We start from the raw sequence: 19,155 nt of genomic DNA, 5'->3' as shown, positions 1-19,155 counted from the left end.
CCCCGATACCTATGAAAAAGATTGTACTCTCTGCCCTGATGGCCCTGGCTGCGGTAGCAGCTGCTGCCCCACAGGCCCTGGCCCAAACCACCTGCCCCGCCGCCCCTACGCCCATCGTAGTGTCGGGCAGCATCACGGCCAATACCACCTGGACCAACAACAACATTTACCTGCTGCAAGGCTTCGTGTTTGTGGAAGCAGGCGCGACGCTCACCATCCAGCCGGGCACCATCATCAAGGGCGACCAGGCTTCGAAGGGCACGCTCACCATCAAGCAGGGTGCGCGCATTGATGCCCGCGGCACGGCCACTCAGCCCATTGTGTTCACCTCGAACCAGCCGGCCGGCTCGCGGGCGCGGGGCGACTGGGGCGGGCTGATTATCCTGGGCCGCGCCACCCAGAACATTCCCGGCACGGCCGCCCAGCCGCTGCCCAAAATTGAAGGCGGCCTCACCCCCGATACCTACTTCGGCGGCAACGACGACAACGACAACTCGGGCACGCTGCAGTACGTCCGCATCGAATTCCCGGGCGTGGCCTTCACCACCGATAACGAAATCAACGGCTTGACGCTGGGTGGGGTAGGGGCCGGCACCACCATCGACCACATCCAGGTGTCGTACTCCGGCGACGACTCCTACGAGTGGTTTGGCGGCGCGGTGAACGCCAAGTACCTCATTGCTTTCCGCGGCATCGATGACGAGTGGGATACCGACAACGGTTTCCACGGCAAGGTGCAGTTTGGCGTGAGCCTGCGCGACCCCAACGTGGCCGACGCCTCTGGCTCCAACGCCTTCGAAAGCGACAACGACGCTAATGGCTCGAACAACTCGCCCCAGACCTCTGCCATCTTCTCGAACATGAGCAACTTCGTGGCCCCCACCAGCGGCACGCTCAACACCAACTACAAGCGCGCCATGCACATCCGCCGCAACTCGGCGCTGAGCATTTTCAACTCGGTGGTGGCCGGCTACCCCGTGGGCCTGCTGCTCGACGAAGGCACCGCGCCCTTCTCGGCCACCAACTCGGCCGTGAACGCCGCTGCCGGCACGCTGGCCCTGAAAAACAACGTGTTTGCCGGCTTCGCCCGCAACGCCGTGGCTACCCGCGTAAACGGCAGCACCTACAACGTGAAGCAGTTTCTGGGCGCCAACAACGACACCACCTCCACGGTGGCTTCGCTGAGCCTGAACGCCAACAACTTCAACCTCACGGCTCCCGGCTTCGTGCCGGCGGCTACTTCCCCGCTGGGCAGCGGCGCTTCCTTCACCGATGCCAAGCTGAGCAATGCCTTCTTCACGCCCGTGACCTATCGCGGCGCCTTCGCCCCGGCTGGCACGCCTAACGCCGACTGGACCGCCGGCTGGACCAACTTCAACCCACAGATTACCTGCTACAACCTGGCCGGCCAGACCCTGGCCGCCAAAGCGCCCGCTAATAAGTCGCTGGAGCTGGGCATATACCCCAACCCGGTAGCCGGCGCGGGCAAGCTCTCCTTCACGGTAGCCACGGCCACCACCGCCACGGTGCGCGTGCTGGATGCCACTGGCCGCCTGGTGGCCACGGTAGCGGCCGGCCAGAAGCTGGCCGCCGGCCCGCAGCTCATCGCCCTGCCCGCCGGCCTGAAGCCCGGCCTGTACATGGCCACAGTAGCAACCGCCGAGACCACGCAGTCGGTCCGCTTCGTGGTGGCGCAATAGTCCAAGTGTCACTCCAACGCAGGAGGAATCTGGTCAACGGTTTTACCTAGGTTTCTCCTGCGTCGGAATGACAAGATGATAATTAAATACGTTATATATGTGCTGTTTAGGTAATATTATTCCTGAGTTAAAAGCCTGTTCCATTTGTGGGGCAGGCTTTTTTGCTGAGCGGAAGCGGCGTTGGTTGTTGCCTTATTGTTACGAACCAGTCTGAGGCGTAACAATTTCATGAATCAATCTTCATGTTACCCCCTTGGATACCGCCGGAACTTTGTGGCTCAAACATTCCCCCTTCATCATGAAGTATGTTATTGGAGTGCGAGCTGCTTGTTTCAGCTTGCTTTTTCTGGTCATTCAACACCTGGCTTCGGCGCAGGTAACAACGTCCGCACTGAGCGGAAAAGTGACTTCCGACAAGGGCGAAGACCTCATTGGCGTGACCGTGGTGGCCACCAACCTGCCCACCGGCACCAAGCGCGGCACCGGCACCGAGCCCGACGGCCGCTTCACCATTCCGAACCTGGCTCCTGGCGGCCCCTACGAGGTAACCGTAACCTACGTAGGCTACAAGGAACAGACCGTCAGCAACGTGTACCTGACGCTGGGCAACACCACCCGCCTCAACTTTGTGCTGGCGGCCGAAGCCCAGGCCCTGAACGAAGTAGTGGTGGTGGGCAACACCCAGGCCACCAAAACCGGCGCCGGCACCAACGTGGGCAGCGCCGCCATTCAGCAGCTGCCCACCATCTCGCGCAGCATCACCGACTTCACGCGGCTGGACCCACGCAACTCGAATAACTCCTTCGCGGGCAGCTCGTTTCGCTACAACAACATTACCCTGGATGGCGCCGTGAACAACGACGCCATTGGTTTTTCGCCCTCGCTGGGCGGGCAGAGTGGCAGCAGCGGCCTGCCCGGCGGCTCAGCCCGCGCCAACCCCATTTCGCTCGATGCCATTCAGGAAATCCAGGCCTCGGTGGCGCCTTACGATGTAAAGCTGGGCAACTTCACCGGCGGCTCGATTAACGCCGTGACGCGCTCCGGCACCAACGAATTCACGGGCTCGGTGTACGGCTACGGCCGCAACCAGGGCGTGACCGGCCGCAGTATCGACGGCAACGAATCGAAAATCGGCTCGGCCTACCACGACTACCAGACCGGTTTCCGGGTGGGCGGCCCCATTGTTAAGAACAAGCTGTTCTTCTTCACCAACGCCGAAATTGCCCGCCGCACCGAGCCGCAGTTCTACGCCGCCGGCACGCCCGGCTCGCCGGTGACCACGGATTTGGCCCAGGCCATTGCCGGCAAGCTGAGCAACTACACGGTGAAAAACGCCGACGGCTCGCTGGGCACCGCCAGCTACAACGTGGGCGAGTACGGCAACTACAACATCCACGCGAACAGCAACAAGATTTTCGGTCGTATCGACTTCAACCTGAACGATAAAACCAGCATTGCACTGCGCCACAACTACATCACCTCGGAAGCTACCAACCTGGAACGGTCGGGCAGCTTGTTCAAGTTTGGCTCGCAGGATTTCACCCAGCACAACGTGCAAAACTCGACGGTGCTGGAAGCGAAAAGCAACTTCAGCAGCAAGTTTGCCAACAACCTGATTCTAGGCTACACCAACATTCACGACTACCGCGACCTGCTGGGCGGCCAGGCCAACCTGTTTCCGGCCGTGCAGATTAACAACGTGGGCACGTCGGTAGGCAAAGGGCCGGGCGCGTCTGACTACTACTCGGGCTCGAACCAGATTCTGCTCGGTTCCGACCGTGAGGCCAGCATTTTCAACACCCGCCAGAAGACGTTTGAGCTCACCGACAACTTCACGTACTACGTGGGCGCGCACGCCCTCACGCTGGGCACGCACAACGAGTTCTACCACATCGACTACGGTTTCATCAACTCCTGGAACGGCCGCATCGAGTACAACAGCGTCAACGACTTCCTGGCCGATAAGCCGAACCGCATTCGGGGCACTTACAACAACGGCACGGTGGGCGACAACTCCTACCAGTACAACTACAACAACCCCTCGGCGGCTTTCAACATCAACTTCTACAGCGCTTACCTGCAGGACGAGTGGAACGTGACCGACCGCCTGAAAATCACGCCCGGCGTCCGCTTCGACATCGCCTCGCTGCCCACCAAGCCGTCCCTGAATACGGCCCTGGTGAACAACCCGCAAAACGACGCCAAAACCTTGAACCAGACCTACTCGCACACGCCCTGGGCCGACCTGAACAACAACTACCTGGGCCAGGTGCAGTTCTCACCCCGCCTGGGCTTCAACTACGACGTGAAGGGCGACCAGTCGTTTGTGATTCGTGGCGGCTCGGGCATCTTTACCGGCCGTGTGCCGTTTGCCTGGTTTGGCTACGCTTATTACAACAACGGCGTGAACTTCAACTCGGTAGACTACAACGGCACCGATGGCAAGGGCATTCAATCGTCGGGCAACACGGGTGTTAAAACCATCTACCTGAATACGAATCCGAACAATATCTACGGCCAGCTGCCCATCGCCAACTACAACCCCAACAACCTGAAGGGCAGCCCCACCGAAGTAAACCTGGTGGACAACAACTTCAAGATGCCGCAGGTGTGGCGCTCGTCGCTGGCCTTCGATTTCAAGCTGAAAACCGGCACCCGCTTCTCGGTGGAAGGCCTCTACACCAAGACCTTGCAGGACGTGCAGTTTGAGAACATCAACCTGAACGACAACGTGACTTACCTGGCCAACGGCCCCACGCAGAGCCCGGTGTACGCCAGCGGCAAGGTGAATTCGGGCTTCTCGAACGCCTTCTTCCTCACCAACACCCAGAAGGGCTACCGTTACCAGCTCACCGGCTCGGTGGGCCAGACCATCAATAACCTGGTAGATGCTTCGGTGGCCTACACCTACGGTCAGAGCAAGGACATCAGCAACGGCATCCGCAACTCGCCCCAGAGCAACTGGGAGCTGAACCCGGCCCTGAATGTGAACAACCCCGCCCTGGCCTACTCCAACTTCGACCTGCGCCACCGCGTCGTGGCATCCCTCAACCTACACAAAACCTTCGCCCAGCGCTTCACCGGCTACTTCACTTCGGTGCTGACGTATGCCAGCGGCTCGCCCTACACCTGGGTCTACAACAACAACTTCTTCGGCAACGGCCAGCAGAACGTGCAGCTGGCCTACATCCCGACTTCGGCGTCTGATATCGTGTTTGTGACCAAAGGCGCCGTTGCGCCGGTGCCCGTCACCAACCCCAATGGCTACGGTGTGGATGCCTCCGGCGCCCAAAGCGCCGCCTTCAACAGCTTCGTGGATAACGACAGCTACCTGAAAACCCGCCGCGGCCAGTACACCGAGCGCAACGCCGGCCGCACCCCCTGGAACAACCAGGCCGACGTGCGCCTGATGTTGGACGTGAAGCTTGGCAGCCTGGAGGCTAATGCCGCCGGCATCGTGCCCAAAGCCCACACCATCCAGGTGTCGCTGGACATCATCAACTTCGGCAACTTCCTGAACAGCAGCTGGGGCCGTCAGTACTTCGTACCCAATACCTTCAACTCGACGCTGGGCACCGGCCTCACGCAAGTGGGCTATGCCGATGCCGCCGGCACCATTTCGACCAGTTACAACGCCACCTCGTTCAACCGCCCGGCCTTCACCTACGGCGCGCCGGCTACTTATTCCATCGACCAGCTGGCCTCGCGCTGGCAGGGCCAGCTGGGCATGCGCTACTCGTTCTAACGCCTTTGGCTTAATGAGGAGTGAAGAATTAGGGTTTGCCTGATTCTGGCTTTGCTCACTTTCTCAACGCGGCCGTTCCATTGTGGAACGGCCGCGTTTTTGTGCGAGGCAAGGCCGTACTTTGCTTTGAAAAAATGGTAAGCTGGAATTGAAACGGATGTGTAATAAGTTGCTGGCGCTGCTGATTTGCGCGCTGATTTATTCCAGTGCCGCCGCGCAAAACCGCCCTGCAGAAAAGCTGCTGGGGTATGACGTTCGGCTATATGAATATGGTCCGGCTTGGAAATTGGCTCAAGCTGTTAAACACCAGCAAATCGGACGCATCAAGCGGTTGCTGGCTGCTGCTCCGGCGCTGAGGAATTATCAGGAGCCGCAGTTTGGTCAAAGCCTTTTGTTCTTTGCCGTTTACACGCATTGTTACCGGGCTGCACAAGCATTATTAGAAAGCGGGGCCGACCCCAACCAAGCCGATTTCATGTACGGCCATACGCCTTTGATTGAGGCCGCTAACATTTATGAAACATCTAAGTTTGTTAAGCTGCTTCTGGAGCATGGGGCTAATCCGAATCTGGAATCTCAGCCAGCGGATAAAACCAAAGCCACGACCACTCCCTTAATAACAGCGGCTTCTACACGATTGGAAAGCGTAAAGTTGCTTATTGATAAAGGGGCGGATATTAACCACGTCACGGCTATTGGCTATAACTCAGCTTTGCATAGTGCCTTGAGTGAAAGAATGCTAGACATCAGTCGTTATCTCATCATCGATAAACAGGCAGACTTTACTGGTATCTTCAACGTGACTGTGCAAAACGATACGCTGCGAATAGGCAACATGCTGAAAATCTTAGTCTACCCACTGGAGTCCAAAGAATGCATGCAAAAGATGGAGCTAGTGCATTATTTGGAAGCGCGTGGAATAGATTACCGGAGTGCGTCTGTGCCCAAGCACTATTATCAGAGTTATTCCAAAGAGTTTCTGGAAAAATACTAGCCGCCGAAGCTCTAAACAAGTCGTCATTCATTATCCAATTGCCCAGAATAATCCACCTTCCCAAGTGGTACCCCAACCGCTACGACGACCAGGACGGCGACTTCGTGGCGCGGCACGTGGCGGCCATCGCGGCGCACGGTGGGGGCGTACCCGGCGGGGCGGAAGTGGCGGTGCTGTTTGCGGCGGTGGCGCGCGGGCCGCTGCCGGGTTTGATTGAGGCCGATGAGGATTTCAGCGGCGCGTGGCCCACGCTGCGCTACTACTACCGCGCCGCGCCCACCGGCCTGGGCTTGGTTGATAAGCCGCTGAAGCTGCTGCTGTATTTCTGGTGTCTGCTGCGCGGCTACCGGCGGCTGCGGCGGCACTGGGCCGGCCAGCGGCCCGATTTGGTGCACGTGCATGTGCTGCTGCGCACGGGCTTATTTGCGTGGGCGCTGCGGGCGGTGCGCGGCATCCCGTTCATCGTCACGGAGCACTGGACGCTGTATTTGCCCGGGCGGGCGAGTGGTATTTCATGGCTGCGCCGGGTGCTCACGCGGGCAGTGGTGCGGCGGGCGGCGGCCCTGCACACCGTATCGGATGGGCTGCGGCGGGCCATGGCCGCGCTGGGCTTCGTGAATCCGCGCTCTGTAGTCATCGCCAACGTGGTGGATACTGAGCTTTTTCATCCTGAGAAACCAATCCCCCAGTCCACCAGCCCACCAAACCACCAACCCACGCTGCTGCACGTTTCGGCTTTTCACGACCAGGTGAAGAACATCTCCGGCGTGTTGCGGGTGGTGGCACGGCTGCGCACCGCCCGGCCCGGCCTGAAATTGCGCATTGCCGGCTACGGCCCCGATGAGCAGATGCTACACGCCTATGCCTCCGAACTGGGCCTGCTAACCGACAGCACCGTGAATTTTCTGGGCAAGCTGCCGCACGAGGCCGTGGCTGCCGAGATGGCTCAGGCTACCGCGCTGGTATCGTTCAGCCGGGCCGAAACCTTTGGCTGCGTGCTGCTGGAGGCGCGGGCCAGCGGCTGCCCGGTGGTGGCCACCCGCACCGGCGGTGTACCCGAGCTGTTTCAGCCCGAAAACACCTTTGGTCTGCTGGTAAGTTCGGATGATGAAGCGGCGCTGGAAATAGCTTTGCAACAGTTGATTACCGGCAATATTCGTTTTGAAGCAGCACAGCTGCGGGCCGATGCTGCGGCGCGGTGTGCCCCGGCTGCGGTAGGGCGGGCGTTTGGGGAATTATATCGAAAAGTATTAAACGAGTAATAAAAGTACAGAATCGGTACAAAAGCCGGCTTTCCGGCCTCGTTAGCATCATGCGCCTTCCATTTCGGCCAGTCCTTTCTTTGGTATGATAAAGCGCATTCTCCAGCATTTTGCGGCACGGGTGCTTACGGCGGGGCTGAGCTTCGCGGTAGTTTGGCTCACGGCGCGGTACCTGGGGGCGGCGGGCCGCGGGCAGGTCAGCCTGTTTGTCACCGATGTATCGGGGCTGGCGCTGCTGGCCGGGCTGGTGGGCGGCTCGTCATTGATATACCTGGTGCCGCGCCGCAACGTGTGGCTGCTGCTGCTGCCCGCCTACGGCTGGGGCGCGCTCGTGAGCCTGGGCGGGGCGGCTGTTGTGGGCCTGCTCCGGCCGGTGGGACTGGCCTATGTGCTGCACCTCGGAGCAGTAACGCTGGTGCAGGTGCTGTTGTCTATCAACGTGTTTCTGCTGCTGGGGCGGCAGCGGGAGCGGACCTATAATGTGCTCACCACCGCGCAAGCCGGGCTGCTGGCTGTGGCGCTGGCTGTGGCGTTTGGGCCGTGGCGCTGGCTTTCCATTGAGGCCTATTACTGCGCCAACTACATGGCCTACGGGCTGCCCTGGCTCATCAGCACGGCGCTGCTGCTGCGCTTACCCGATGCCTGGGGCAGCCGGCGCATTCGCCGCCGGGCGGCAGCCCGCGAGCTGGCCCGCCACAGCCGGGGCGCGCACCTGAGCAACCTGCTGGCCTTCGCCAACTACCGCTTCAGCTACTACGCCGTGGTGTATTTGGCCGACACGCGGGCGCTGGGCATTCTCTCGGTGGGTGTGGCGCTGGCCGAAGCCATCTGGCTGATTCCGCGCAGCACCGCCCTCATCCAGTACGTGGCCCTAGTAAATGCGCCCGACAAGCGCGAACAGACCCACGCGGCCCTGCGCGGCAGCCGGCTCACCCTACTAGCTACGGCCGTGGCCGTGCTGGTGCTCGGCGCTGTACCAGCTGGGTGGCTAGCCGCCATTTTCGGGCCGGAGTTTGGGGCGGCGCACGGCGTAATCATGGCACTGGCCCCCGGCATTTTCATCAACGGCGCCGGAATGCAGGCTAGTACCTACTTCGCCGGCACGGGCCAATACGGTATCAACAACCGCGCTACGCTGCTGGGGCTGGCCGTGACGGTACCCGCGTGCTTGGTGCTGGTGCCGCAGCTGGGCATTGTGGGCGCGGCCCTGAGCATGTCGGCTTCCTACGCGGCGGGCGTGCTGTACCTGGTGGGGCGCTACCGGCGGGCCATCGAGGCAACCTGGGTGGACATTTTGCCGGGCTGGGCCGATGTGCGCTGGCTGTGGCAACGGCTGGTTCCGCACACCTAATTCCCGCTTATTACCGCCGCACTTCTACCCATCCCTTCAATTGTTGTCCATCGGGGTAAGTAATTAAGTAGTAGTAAACACCATCAGGCTGACCGTCGGCATTCCATTCGTCGTGGTAGGCCGCGGCCTCGAACACCTTCTGGCCCCAGCGTGAAAATATCTGGAGGCGGGGCGCACAACCGGGACCGAGCTGGAGGGTCTGGTTCTTGCCATCGCCGTTGGGCGTGATGATGTTGGGCACCTTGCGTTCTTTCACTTCCACGGGCGGCGTGGTTGCCGTGGTTTCGCAGCGGTCCAGGTTGTAGCGCAGGCGCAGGCGGGGCAGGTAGCTACCGGGGTTGGTGTAGGTGTGCGTGGGGCTCAATTCGGCCGATTGCGTGCCATCGCCAAACTCCCAGACTAAGGCGGGCGTCGAGGAATTACTGGAGCTAGCCAGTGTGAAGCGCAGCGTAAGCGGAGCCAGACGGTTTTCGGGGCAGGCCACGGGCTCCCAGCCGGCCTGCACCAGCGGCACGGGCGCCACCGATATGCGCCGGGTGGCCGTTCTGGCCCCCGAGCAGGTGGTGCTCGCAACGGTGTACGTTAGCGTAGCGGTGCCCGTGAAGCCGGCTGGCAGCGTAAAGTTGAAGCCCGCCGCCACGCTGCCCGTCACGCCCGGCCCGCTGAAAATACCCCCCGCCGGCGTGCCACTCAGCCGAATGGGTTGCGTACTGCCGGCGCACAGCACGGTATCGGCCCCGGCCGTGAGCGGGGCCAGCACCGTGATGCGGCGGGTGCCGGTGCTGGTGCACAGGCCGGTGCCTGGCACCGTGTAAGTCACGGTGTTTACACCCACCAGCGCGAGCGTCGGCGTAAAAATGAAGCCGGTGGCTACACTGCCGCTCACGCCCGGTCCCGTGAACGTGCCGCCCGCCGGGGTTCCCACCAGTGGCACCGGCCCGCTCGTGACGCACAGCGCCTGCGCCGGGCCAGCGTTGGCAATGTTGGGCTGGAAATTGAGCACAAAGGCGGCATTGTTGCAGCCGGCCGCCCCACCGGTCGTTCCGCTGTTGTTGGTAGTCGAATACGTATTCGCTTCGGGTGGAATGGGAAAGCCGGTGTAAGAAAAGCACGAACAAACCGACTGATAAACAATGCCACGCGGGTCGAAGCGCGAGGTGCCGCCGTCCACGTGCTCGCCTTCGGCGTTGGGGTCTACGTTGCCGTAGTAGGTGCCGTAGCTCAGCGACGTAAGGCCGGCCGAAAACTGCGCCAGGTAAAAGTCGTTGCCATCGGTGTTGGACTGAAGCGCGTCGGAGGTCAGGGGCAGGCGGGTGGTGCTGCCGTTGCCCTCCTGGTAGGGGCTGGCAGCTGGGAAATCGGGCAGGTAGCGGCCGTTCACCATGCCGCCCCAGCCACACACGTACACCCGGTCGCAGCGGTCGACGAGGAAGGCCGTGGGGTCGAGGCTCACCCGGCCCACATTGTCAGGGTCGAGGCTGCCGAAGGAGGTGGTGAGCAGGCTCTGGTTTAGGTTGGCATCGAGCTTTTGAATGAACTGCGTGCCATTGGCCGTGTGAAACAGGCCGGGTGTGGTGGGGAACTGGCCCAAGGTCTGGCCCAGCAAGTACACCCCACCATCGGTCCCGACCTGCAGAAAATAGGCCTGGTCGTAGTCAGTCGTGCCCACGTAGGTAGCACGCAGCACGCTGGTACCTGCCGCCGCAATACGTACCGCAAAGCCGTCCACATCGCCAAAAGCAGTGGTGCGAAAAGCCCCGGCCGTGGCCGGAAAATTGGTGCTGGTGGTGCCGCCGGCCACGTACACATCGCCGCTGGTGGGCTCCAGCTGAACGGAATAAGCGGCATCGGCCCCGGTGCCGCCCAGGTAGCTGGCCCAGGTCAGGGCCGTGAGGTTGGGCGCGAGCTTGCACACCACGCCGTCGGAAGTGCCGCCGTGGTAGCCGCCCGTCAGGCCCCGCGCCACCGGGAAATCGGTCGAAGCCGTGTGCGAGGCGATGTACACGTTGTCGGCCGTATCCACCAGAATATCACCCCGAAAAGGGTCGCCGTAGTTGTGCACCAGCTGTTTTTGGGTCATGAACGGCGAGAGATTGGGATTCAGCGGCAGTACGCCGTCGTTGCCACTGCCGCCCAGGTAGGTGGAGCCCACCAGGGCCGTGGCGTTAGCGTTCAGGCGGGTCACCACCAGGTCCGAGCCGGTGGGCAGGTCATACGGCGGGCCAAAACTGCCAAACGGCTGCGCCGCCGTGCCGCCGCCGAAGGTGCGCTGAATGGCCCCGGCCGTGGTGGGGTAGTTGCCGGAGCCCGTGGAGCCCAGCACCAGCAGCTCGCCCTGGCTATTCACCACCAGGCTGTGCGGAAAATCGGCCCCGCTACCGCCGATGTAGGTGGCCCACACCCGCGCCGCCGGCCCGCTCACGCCGGTGCTGTACTTGATGATGGCAATGTCGATGAGGCCCGCAAACGTGGTTTGGAAAGCGCCCGGGCTGGCCGGATAGCCCGCCCCAAAGGTGATGCCGCCCGAATACAGGTTGCCTTGCGCGTCATAAGTCGCGGTGAAGCCCCAGTTATCTGCTATCGAGCCGGTGTAAGTCGCAAACACGACTATCGGGTCGATGGTTAGCGGGCGAGACGTGTCGTAGCGGCCCAGGGCAAAATGGACGGTGCGCCCGGCCAGCACGTAGCGGCAGGCCACGGCCTGGCGCCGGCCGGCGGCATTGGTTTGCCAGGCCTGCGGGGCGCGCTCGGTGAGGTTGCCGATGCTGGTTTTCACCAGCAGGTTGCCCTCGCCGTCCAGGGTCAGGCCGTCGGCCCCGTCGTGCCGCAGGCCAATGGCGGCGGGATTAGCTCCCGGGGCCAGCGTGAAATCGTATTCCAGGTGCTGGTCGGCGCTCTCGTACACTCGCGCCCCGATGCCGGGCCACAGTCCGGCGTAGCGCAGCTCGCGGTAGCTACGCACATCGGCAGCCCAATGCTTAGAGTCGGCCCCGAGGAAGTAGCTGCGGTGCTCGGTGGTCGGGGTTTCGGCCGTGAGCAGGGCAGGAGCAGCGTTTTCGAAGTGCAGGGTGAGGGCGTGGCCCCGCACGGCTTGGCTGGCCGGGGGCTGGTCGCCGGGGGCGTGTCGGCCGTGGTGCGCCCGCGCGTCATCGGCCAGCAGGGCGAAGGTCAGGCCATCGGCTTCGGCGAAGAGGCGGCCGCCGGGCAGGGCCGCCGCATAGCGGGCATGGGCATCCCACTGGCCTTTGTTCTCGATGAACTCCAGCGTGCTCGTAGTGTGCTCGTCATACCCATTTGTCTGGGCAAAACCGCTGAGCCCCAACAGCAGCCCCAACCCCAGAAGTAGCAATTGCTTCATGCGCGCTGATTGAAAAACAAAGTGTTGGTGAGTACGAATAAAACACCGGCAAGTGGCCGGCCCCGGGCAAAATATTCAGCCAGTCCAGCCTTATCGGGCCCGTTGCTACCGCCGCACTTCCACCCAGCCTTTGAGCTGGTGGCCATCCGGATAGCTGGCCAGGTAGTAATATACGCCGTCGGGCTGGCCCTCGGCGTTCCAGTCGTCGCGGTAGGCGGCGGCCTCGAACACCTTCTGGCCCCAGCGCGAAAACACATGCAAGCGGGGCGGGCAGTCGGGACCGAGGCGGAAGGTCTGGTTCTGGTTGTCGCCGTTGGGCGTGATGATGTTGGGGATTTTGCGCTCTTTCACTTCCACGGTGGGCAGGGTAGTTTGGGTTTCGCAGCGGCCCTGGTTGTAGCGGGTGCGCAGGCGGGGCTGGTAGCTGCCGGGCGTGGGGTAGGTGTGCACGGGGCTGATGTCGGTTGACTGCGTGCCATCGCCAAATTCCCATATCACCCCGGTGTACGTCACGCTGGAAGTGCTGGCCAGCCGGAAGCGCACCGTGAGCGGGGCCAGTCGGGTTTCGGCACATATTTCGGGCGCCCACGATGGCACCACATCCGGTACCGGGGCAATGGATATGCGCCGGGTGGCCGTGCCTGTGCAGCCCACATTGGCCACCGAATACGTCAGGGTGGCGAAGCCAGTGAGCCCGGCCGGCGCAAACTGGAAGCCGGTGGCGGGGCTACCCGTTACGCCCGGCCCGGTCCAGGTGCCGCCCGCCGGGCTGCCGCGCAGCCGGAATGGGGCAGTGCTGCCGGGGCAAAGCACCGTATCGGCCGCCACCGCCACCACGGGCACTCCCGCCACCACCACGCTCATCACGGCCGAAACCGTGCAGGGGCTGTCGCCAGCCGTATAGGTCAGTGCATAGGTGCCCACCAGCCCCGGCGGTAGCTGGAAATAATAGCCCAGGCCATCGAAGCCCACGCCCGGCCCGCTCCAGTAGCCGCCGGCCGGCGTGGCCACCAGCCGCTGGCGCGTGAGCGAGGCCGTGCACAGGGCTGGCAGCAGCGTGAGGCTAATAACCGGCGTGGGCACCACCGTGAAAACGACGCTGCTGCTGGCCGTGCACGATGCCGCCGTGGTTGGAGCCATTGTGGTAGCGGTGTACACCAGCGTATTGGCGCCCGCCAGCCCGGCGGTCGGGGTAAATACGAAGCCCGTGGCGGGGCTACCCGTCACGCCCGGCCCCGCCCAGGTGCCGCCCGCCGGAGTGCCCATCAGGGCTACGGCTGGCCCCGGCGTGCACACTCGCTGCGCTGCTCCGGCCGATACGAAGGCCACCCGCACCTGCTGCGCAATTGCCACGGTGCAGCCATTAAAGTAAGTATAAGTCAGGGTGTGGGTGCCTGCGCCAGCCACCATGGGGTCGAAAGCGCCGTTCACAACCCCGGGCCCGCTGAAAGTGCCGCCGGCCGGGGTGCCCGACAGGGTGACCCGGGACAGCACCGGGTCCGTAACCGCCCGGCAAAATACGCCCGTGCCCACCGGCGCAAACGTGACTGTGGGCGGGCTGCCCACCGTGATGCGGCGGGTGCCCACTGTGGTGCAAGTGCCCGTACTGGCCACGGTGTAGGTGAGGGTTTGCACTCCCAGCAGGGCGATTGAAGGTGTGAAGACAAAGCCCGTGGCTACGCTGCCGCTCACGCCCGGCCCGGTCCAGACGCCGCCGGCCGGCGTGCCCACCAAGCTTTGAGGGCCGGCCGTGGCGCACACCTGCTGGTCGGTGCCGGCGTTGGCAATGTCGGGCTGGAAGTTCAGGACAAAAGCCGCATTGTTGCAGTTGCTGCTGCCGTTGATTGTCGAAAAAGTATTGACGCCGCCCAGAATTGGAAAGCCCGAGCCGCTGCAGGAGCACACCGCCTGGTACACCACACCGCGCGGGTCGAAGCGGGCCGTGCCGCCGTCCACGTGGTCGCCGGTACTGCCGTTGCGGCCGTAGTAGGTGCCATAGGCCAGCCCCGTGAGGCCGGCTGTGAACTGCGCTAAGTAAAAGTCGCTGCCATCGGTGGAGGGTTGAATAGCCCCGGATGTGATGGGCAGGCCAAACGTCGAGCCATTGTTGCCCAGGTAGGAAACGCCGCTGCTCTGGTTAGCCCCGCCGCCCCAGCCGCACACGTACACTCGGTCGCACTGGTCCACCAAAAAAGCGGTGGGCGAGAGCGAAATGCGGTTGGCATTGCGGGAATCGGTGCTACCGAAGGCGGTAGCAATCAGGCTGCTGCTCAGGTCCGATGCCAGCTTTTGCACGAAAAGGGTTCCGTTTGTGGTGCTAAATGCGCCCGGGGTGCGGGGAAAAGTGCCCAGGGTCTGGCCCATCAGGTACACGCCGCCATCGGAGCCCAGTTGCAGAAAGTGGGCTTGGTCGTAGCCGGCCGTGCCCACGTAGGTGGCCCGGCTCAGGCTGAGCCCATTGGCACTGATGCGGGCCGCGAAGCCATCGACGTAGCCGGGGGCGGCCGGCTGGTAGCTGCCGGCCGTGGTGGGAAAGTTGGTGCTGGTGGTGCCACCGGCCACGTACACCTCGCCGCTGCCGGGCGCTACCTGCAGGGAGTACGCCGCATCGGCCGCGCTGCCGCCCAAGAAGCTACCCCACACCAGGGCCGTCAGGGTAGGGTTGAGCTTGAGCACCAGGCCATCGGTGGCCCCGCCGTGGTAGCCGCCGGCCAGGCCCCGCGCCACCGGAAATCCGGGCGAGGCCGTGTGCGACGCCACGTACACATTATCAGTTGCATCCAACGCAATGTCACCCCGGAATGAGTCGCCGTAGTTATTCACCAGCTGGGCCACCGTCGGAAAACGGTCGAATGCTAAAAGCCCGTCGTTTTGGCTGCCGCCCAAGTAGGTGGAGCCCACCAGGGCCGCGCCAGCGGCATTGAAGCGGGTTATCACCAGGTCGGAGCCATTGGGCAGGATGCCGGTGCTGCCGGAGCCGTAGGGGTCGGCGGCGGTGCCCCCCGCAAAGGTGCGCTGAATGGCACCGGCCGTGGTGGGGTAGTCGAGACTGGAGGTGATGCCTAGCAGCAGCAACTCGCCTTGGCTGTTCACCACCATGCTGGTGGGGAAATCGGCGCTGCTGCCGCCCAGGTAGGTGGCCCATACCCGCGCCCCCTGCCCGCTCGCGGCGGTGTTGTATTTGATGATAGCAATGTCAATGAGGCCCGCAAAAGAGGTGCGAAACGCGCCCGGGCTGGCCGGGTAGCCCACCCCAAACACGATGCCGCCCGAATACAGATTACCCTGCGCGTCATAAGTCGCCGTGAATCCCCAGTTATCGGCCGTCGAGCCGGTATAGGTCGAAAACACCACCACCGGGTCAATGGTCAACGGCTGCTGTCGGTCGTAATTACCCAGCGCAAAGCGAACGGTGCCATCGGCCGCCAGCCGGTAGCGGCAGGCCACCGGGCGGCGCTGGCCGGCCGCATCGGTCTGCCAGGCCTGCGGGGCGCGCTCAGTGATGCGGCCCACGCTGGTTTGCAGCTGCAGGTTGCCTTCGGCGTCGAGCTGCACCTTATCGGCTCCGTCGTGGCGCAACACAATGGCCGTCGGGTCGGCTCCGGCGGCCAGCTCAAAATCGTATTCCAATTGCTGGTCGGCGCTTTCGTACACTTGGGCATCCACACCGGGCCATAGTCCCACGTAGCGCAGCCGGTGGTAGCCGCGCACATCCCGGGCCCAGTGTTTTGGGTTGGCTCCCAGCAGATAGTTGCGCCGGTCAGCGGTGGCTTCGGCGGGCACCAGCTGGGCGGTAGGGGCTGCGCCCACAAACCGCAGCGTCATGGCATGCCCCCGAATGAGCGAATCGGCCGGGGCAGCGGGCGCATTAGCCGGCTCGGGGTGGGCAGCTGCGCCGTGGTGGGCCAGGGCTGGCGCATTAATTAGCGCAAAGGTGAGCCCATCGGCCTCGGCAAAGAGGCGGCCGCCGGGCAGCGCGGCGGCGTAGCGGGCGTGGCCGTCCCATTGGCCTTTATTTTCGATGAATTCGAGCGTTGGGTTGGCCGGAGCCGGAGGAGTTGCAGGCTGCGCATGGGCCGCGATGGGCGGTTTGCTAAGCAGTAAGGTGGCCGCTAAGGGTAGCAGTAGCTTCATGAAAGAACGGGAAAGGAATTGGAACTGGTAAAGATAAAGGGCCGCGCTGCCGAACGCCGGGCTGCACATTTTGGGCGGATTGCCCGCCGCCGCACCCATTGGAGCGGTTCCATTTTCTGTTTCAGTGCCGCGCTTCGTGGGCACCAAATCGCCCTACCTTTGCGTTGATGCCGCGAAAATATCCCGTGCGATTCATGCGTATTATTAGTCTGTGGCTCCGGCCGCTACGCTTTCTGGCTATGGCCCCGCTGCTGCTCACGCTGCTGCCATGGGCCTGCACCCGCAAAGCCGTTTCCTTCAACAGCAACCCCGAGCAGCCCGCGCTGGCCGCGCTTGTTTCCGACACGCTCACCCACACCAGCGACTCGCTCAAGGGCAAGCCCTCGCTCAGCACGGCCCGCAAGGTGGTGCTCACCAAGGAGCAGGAAAAAGCTGCCAAGGATGCCGAAAAGGACACCCAGCGCAAGTCGAAAAAGAAGAAGAAAAACGTCTTTCTGGGCGAGAAGATAAAGCGGGCTTTCGTGAAGCGGGGCCCTAAAGGACGAAATCAGGAAATTGCCATTTTCTACTTCCTGAAGTACCCCCGGCCGCTGAGCGCCTACGCCCCGGCCTATTATTACTACGACACCAAGAAGCACAAAATCCTGAAGCTGGCCGAGATTCCGGAGGATGCCTCGAACCTGAAAATCCTGCACGGCCCCTACAAGGTGATGCAGAACAACAAGGTGCTCGAAACCGGTTACTACGCCCTTGGTACCCGCCACTTGCGCTGGGAAAAGTTTGACAAAAACGGCGTGTTGCTGAGCAAAACCCACTACGAAATGGGCTTCCCGCGCGATGCCAACGTGAGCTACTACGGCGAAGACCGCAGCCTCATCAACGAAGTAGTGCCTTACGTAAACGGCAAGTTGGAAGGCGATTACGCTAAGTTCCTCATCAACGGCCAGCCCGACTGGCGCGGCCAGTTCGAAAACGGCAAGCGCATCGGTACCTGGACCAAGTACTGGGGCTTCCGGGGCCGACGTCGCTACGAGTACCAGTACGCCGAAACCGGCTACGACCCCGAAGTAACCGAGCCCGAGCTGGTGCGCGAGTACAACCGCAACGCCGTCCTCATCTACGACAAGGAAAAGAACATCGACAAGCGCGGCCAGCCCGACGTGGAAGACCGCCCCGGCCAGCACCGGCCTACCGTAGCCCCGCGCACTGTGCCCCGCGCGCCGGCCAAGGTGCAGCCCAAGCGCCGGTAAGGGCGTTAGTAGAACGCGTCCTCGAAATGCTCGATGCGGAAGCCTTGGCTGAGCAGGGTTAGCGCCAGAATATCGAAGCGGATATCGCCGCGCCAATCCAGTTCTTCCTGCAAGTGCGTGGCCGCGAGGCGGAACAACTCCTTTTTGCGGGCCGACACAAACGTCTCGGGCGGACCGAACTGGCCGGACGAACGAGTTTTTACTTCCGCAAATACCAACAGCTCTGTGCCACGCCGCAGCACCAAATCCACCTCGGCCCGGCCGTGGCGGTAGCCACGCGCCAGCACTTCGTAGCCCTGAGCCAGGAAGTAATCAGCGGCGGCCGTTTCGCCGGCTTGGCCTAGTTCGTGAGGGGCGTGGGCCATGAGTTGAACGGTGGTAATAGCAAGAGCAGGGGAGGGGCAAGCGCTGTGCAAGCTAGCGGTTTGGTCGGTGCCCGCCAACAACTATGCAGCAGGTCAGGCTAAAGCTTACCGCGCTTAGTACCTTTGTGTCCCGTTTCATCAACCCCAACCCATGGCCTCCTTCGTAGAACAGTTCCCCCCGCAACTGCTCGACGCCGCCGCTCCCGACGACGCCCGCCCCGCTCCCAACCGCTCGGTACAGGTGCAGCGCTTGGGCCTGGTCGACTATGTGCCCACCTGGCAACTCCAAGAGCAGCTCATGGACGCCACCTTGGCCATCAAGGTCCGGAACCGCGCCGCCGAAACCACCGGCGAAGCCCTACAGCCCACCCCCAATCACCTGCTGCTCTGCGAGCACCCGCACACCTACACCTTAGGTAAAAGCGGCAAGCCCGAGCACCTGCTCCTCGACGAAGCTGCCCTCACGGCGCACGAAGCTAGCTTCCACCGCATTAATCGCGGCGGCGATATCACCTACCACGGACCCGGCCAGCTGGTGGGCTACCCCATCCTCGACCTCGACAACTTCCGGCCCGATATCCACTGGTACCTGCGCGTGCTGGAAGAAGCCGTCATCCGCACCTTGGCGGAGTATGGCCTGAATGCCGGCCGCATTGCCGGCCTCACCGGCGTGTGGCTCGACTGGGAATCAGGCGCGCCCAACCCGCGCAAAATCTGCGCCCTCGGCGTGAAGTGCAGTCGCTGGGTCACGCTTCACGGCTTCGCCCTCAACGTCAACCCCGACCTCTCGTACTTCGGTCACATCGTGCCCTGCGGCATCACCGACAAAGCCGTGACTTCTTTGGCCCAGGAATTGGGAGGCGCTGCCTCCGTGTCCGTCGCCGAAGTGCAGGAGCGCCTGCTGCCCCTTCTGCTGTCCCTGCTCGGTGCACCGCCCGCTGCGTTTTCCTCCACCGATTCCAATTCTGCCAAATAGCGAAGGCAAGGCTCAAGACC

At 62.8% G+C, this 19,155-nt stretch carries 10 protein-coding genes; 7 read left to right on the top strand and 3 right to left on the bottom strand.

Annotated features, from left to right (window positions below; all coding sequences use genetic code 11):
• The first annotated feature begins 11 nt into the window (after positions 1–11).
• From I7X13_RS11620 to I7X13_RS11600, 5 genes are all read left to right on the top strand, one after another.
• Entirely contained in the window at positions 12–1,700 is a 1,689-nt protein-coding gene (locus I7X13_RS11620; RefSeq protein WP_198075619.1) for a T9SS type A sorting domain-containing protein, read from the top strand.
• A 298-nt stretch (positions 1,701–1,998) separates the two neighbouring features.
• On the top strand, positions 1,999–5,445 hold the full coding sequence (locus I7X13_RS11615; protein WP_198075618.1) for a TonB-dependent receptor: 3,447 nt from the start codon (positions 1,999–2,001) through the stop codon (positions 5,443–5,445).
• A gap of 157 nt (positions 5,446–5,602) precedes the next feature.
• On the top strand, positions 5,603–6,439 hold the full coding sequence (locus I7X13_RS11610) for an ankyrin repeat domain-containing protein (protein ID WP_213019065.1): 837 nt from the start codon (positions 5,603–5,605) through the stop codon (positions 6,437–6,439).
• A gap of 38 nt (positions 6,440–6,477) precedes the next feature.
• A complete protein-coding gene (locus tag I7X13_RS11605; protein WP_198075616.1) occupies positions 6,478–7,701 on the top strand; it encodes a glycosyltransferase in 1,224 nt (407 codons plus the stop codon).
• An 85-nt stretch (positions 7,702–7,786) separates the two neighbouring features.
• Entirely contained in the window at positions 7,787–9,052 is a 1,266-nt protein-coding gene (locus tag I7X13_RS11600) for a lipopolysaccharide biosynthesis protein (protein WP_198075615.1), read from the top strand.
• Between the two features lie 10 nt (positions 9,053–9,062).
• Here I7X13_RS11600 and I7X13_RS11595 read toward each other — a convergent pair whose 3' ends face one another.
• Positions 9,063–12,410 carry a DUF7948 domain-containing protein gene (locus I7X13_RS11595; protein WP_198075614.1) on the bottom strand — a complete coding sequence of 1,116 codons (3,348 nt, stop codon included), beginning with the start codon at positions 12,408–12,410 and terminating at the stop codon, positions 9,063–9,065.
• Between the two features lie 105 nt (positions 12,411–12,515).
• A complete protein-coding gene (locus I7X13_RS11590) occupies positions 12,516–16,544 on the bottom strand; it encodes a DUF7948 domain-containing protein (RefSeq protein WP_198075613.1) in 4,029 nt (1,342 codons plus the stop codon).
• 194 nt (positions 16,545–16,738) lie between these two features.
• Here I7X13_RS11590 and I7X13_RS11585 point away from each other — a divergent pair, with 194 nt between their 5' ends.
• Positions 16,739–17,794: a toxin-antitoxin system YwqK family antitoxin gene (locus I7X13_RS11585; protein ID WP_213019064.1), complete on the top strand. Its 1,056-nt coding sequence runs from the start codon at positions 16,739–16,741 to the stop codon at positions 17,792–17,794.
• Positions 17,795–17,799: 5 nt separating this feature from the next.
• Here I7X13_RS11585 and I7X13_RS11580 read toward each other — a convergent pair whose 3' ends face one another.
• Positions 17,800–18,159: a YraN family protein gene (locus I7X13_RS11580; protein ID WP_198075611.1), complete on the bottom strand. Its 360-nt coding sequence runs from the start codon at positions 18,157–18,159 to the stop codon at positions 17,800–17,802.
• 151 nt (positions 18,160–18,310) lie between these two features.
• Between I7X13_RS11580 and lipB the strand changes: the two genes are divergently transcribed.
• Complete coding sequence (gene lipB, locus I7X13_RS11575; protein ID WP_198075610.1) at positions 18,311–19,135, top strand: lipoyl(octanoyl) transferase LipB; 825 nt, start codon at positions 18,311–18,313, stop codon at positions 19,133–19,135.
• Positions 19,136–19,155: the final 20 nt, after the last annotated feature.

It is taken from the genome of Hymenobacter negativus (assembly GCF_016056375.1).
Taxonomy (GTDB): Bacteria; Bacteroidota; Bacteroidia; order Cytophagales; family Hymenobacteraceae; genus Hymenobacter; species Hymenobacter negativus_A.
The sequence above is the reverse complement of the archived record's forward strand: the minus strand, read 5'-3'. Positions and strand labels throughout refer to the sequence as shown.

Coding starts and splice junctions, on each gene's coding strand:
- I7X13_RS11590 (WP_198075613.1), bottom strand. CDS start 16,544: ATGAAGCTACTGCTACCCTTAGCGGCCACCTTACTGCTTAGCAAACCG.
- I7X13_RS11580 (WP_198075611.1), bottom strand. CDS start 18,159: ATGGCCCACGCCCCTCACGAACTAGGCCAAGCCGGCGAAACGGCCGCC.
- lipB (WP_198075610.1), top strand. CDS start 18,311: ATGGCCTCCTTCGTAGAACAGTTCCCCCCGCAACTGCTCGACGCCGCC.
- I7X13_RS11600 (WP_198075615.1), top strand. CDS start 7,787: ATGATAAAGCGCATTCTCCAGCATTTTGCGGCACGGGTGCTTACGGCG.
- I7X13_RS11610 (WP_213019065.1), top strand. CDS start 5,603: ATGTGTAATAAGTTGCTGGCGCTGCTGATTTGCGCGCTGATTTATTCC.
- I7X13_RS11585 (WP_213019064.1), top strand. CDS start 16,739: ATGCGTATTATTAGTCTGTGGCTCCGGCCGCTACGCTTTCTGGCTATG.
- I7X13_RS11595 (WP_198075614.1), bottom strand. CDS start 12,410: ATGAAGCAATTGCTACTTCTGGGGTTGGGGCTGCTGTTGGGGCTCAGC.
- I7X13_RS11615 (WP_198075618.1), top strand. CDS start 1,999: ATGAAGTATGTTATTGGAGTGCGAGCTGCTTGTTTCAGCTTGCTTTTT.
- I7X13_RS11620 (WP_198075619.1), top strand. CDS start 12: ATGAAAAAGATTGTACTCTCTGCCCTGATGGCCCTGGCTGCGGTAGCA.